This window comes from Bacillus sp. mrc49 (assembly GCF_002803435.1).
In genome coordinates this window covers 1-1,184 of the sequence record NZ_PHNG01000003.1, presented here as the reverse complement: position 1 = coordinate 1,184, position 1,184 = coordinate 1, and the positions used below count along the sequence as shown (strand labels likewise).

Annotated in this window: 1 protein-coding gene; it reads right to left on the bottom strand. The window is 42.6% G+C overall.

The genetic code is table 11. The annotated features are described in order from the left end of the window. A partial coding sequence (locus tag CVN76_RS00080; RefSeq protein ID WP_100530056.1) for a phage tail tape measure protein occupies window positions 1-1,184 on the bottom strand: 1,184 nt, incomplete at both ends.

The following is a 1,184-nucleotide window of genomic DNA, read 5'->3' as shown; positions in this document are numbered from 1 at the left end:
CAACCGCATGATCATGGTTTTTAAGGATGTACCTGCATCGCTTCCTTTAAGCCCCGCTTGAGCAAAAACTGCCAATGCTGTATTTGTATCTGCAAAGCTAAACCCAACGGGCCCTGCCACACTTGAAACCTGGGATAAGGAATAATTCATTTCTTCCACAGATGTGGCGGAAGCATTTGCGGAACCGGCTAATAAGTCGGCTGCCTTGGCCATATCAATATTGTCATCTCTAAATGAATTCAACACGGTGGAGGCAATTTCAGCTGCTTGACCTAATTCCAATTCACCAGCTGTGGCTAATGAAAGGGCAGATTTTAGACCACCACTCATGATTGCGTCTAAATCAACACCAGCTTTAATCAATTCCTGCATCCCGATGGCCACTTCTTTATTACTGTACTTCGTTTCCAGTCCCAGGTCTTTTACAAGGGTATTGATCCCACTCCCGTATTTTTTCCACTCATGTGGGTTCATGAGCGCTTTAATATCAGCCATAGCTTGTTCAAAATCAGCTGCTTGCTTGATGGTATAGCCTAGGCCTACGCCGCCGGCTAAAGTAATCCCGCTAAAGCTAGATGAAATGGATTGGCCTGTATCATTTAGTGTTGAACCCGTAGTCAGGGCACGATCGGATAAACCTCGAAGCTTCGATTCTGCTTTTCCAATATCATCTGCTAACTTACCAATAGAGGGGTGAACAGTGGAGATTTTTCGGTTCAGAGTATTGAACGATGAATTCAATTTATGTTGCTCATCCACAAGGGACTTGTATTTGTTTTTAGCCTCATCGACTCTACGATCATGTTCGCCAAATTCCCTTGTCAAATCCGCAACTTTTTGTTTTTGGGTATCAACGATTTGTTGATGGATCTTCGCCTGGTCACTCAATCCTTTAAGCTTATCTTTTTGAGCAGAAAAGGCTAACCCGCTTTTTTTCTGACTTTCCACATTGTCGTCCGTCTTCTTTTTAAGTTTGGCCAGTTCGGATTCTAAATCTTTCGTGGACGATGTGTAGTCGAGCATTTTGCCGGTAGCATCTTTTACTTGCTTTTGCCAGGCACTTTGTCGCTGAATAGCTGTATTAATTTCTTTATTTAAATCTTGTATGACCTTCGAACTTTCCGCATTTGTCTTGAGTTCATTTTTGCGTTTTTCATTCAATTGCTGAATGCGTTTCTCGTTCA